At 30.5% G+C, this 811-nt stretch carries 1 pseudogene; it reads right to left on the minus strand.

Annotated elements, in window-relative coordinates:
• Window positions 1-811, minus strand: a pseudogene (locus LS64_RS12685) (hypothetical protein); the annotation flags it as partial.

The following is an 811-nucleotide window of genomic DNA, read 5'->3' on the forward strand; positions in this document are numbered from 1 at the left end:
CATTTAGAATCTGCGAAATTTTGATGTTTTAAGCAAGGTTTTTCTAACTCTTTACATTTCTCACATTTAGAATCTATTTTTCCTATATGTTCCTTGCAAGGCTTATCAAAAAAGCAATCATTTAAAAAATCAAATTGAAAAATATGATTTTCTAGTAAGTTTAACGATTTATTTTTAGCTAATTTGTGCATAATATTTACATCGCTTGGGTCAATCGTGCTAGCAAAGATTCTATTTTCATTTACTAGATTCACTAATAAATTACCCGTCCCAGCCGCACAATCCCAAATGTAGTATTCATCTTGATAATTTTCGCCAAATTCTTTTTGTAAAAATTCTTGGGCTTTATATACCCAAATTTGCGGGGTAAAAAATGCCCCCTTTTCTTCTCTAATATCAAGTGGGACAAGCAAATCCCTACGCTCTATCATATAATCCCAGTATTTCTCTTTTGGTGGTCTCTCATATAGATTCCAAAACTCTGTGTGTTTTTTTTGATTATCATTAAAAGTTACTTCACCAAAGTTTAATCTACCGCTTTTACTTTTATCAAAATTAATTCTATACACATCTTTTTGCAGTAAGATTCTAAGCGTTTTTGTGATTTCTTGTGTGCTATTATCTTTGCTTAAAACATCGGCTAAGTAAAAATCAGATTCTACAATTTCTGGCTTTTCTAGCTCCCACTCCACGCTAATACTAGGCTTTACCACTTCTAGCCATCGCCTAAAAATCGCAATAAAATTATTCTTATCAATTTGAATCTTTTTAAGGTTTTTATTTGTAATTACAAAATTAGATTCTATAAATT

Source organism: Helicobacter saguini (assembly GCF_000762875.2).
Lineage (GTDB): Bacteria > Campylobacterota > Campylobacteria > Campylobacterales > Helicobacteraceae > Helicobacter_A > Helicobacter_A saguini.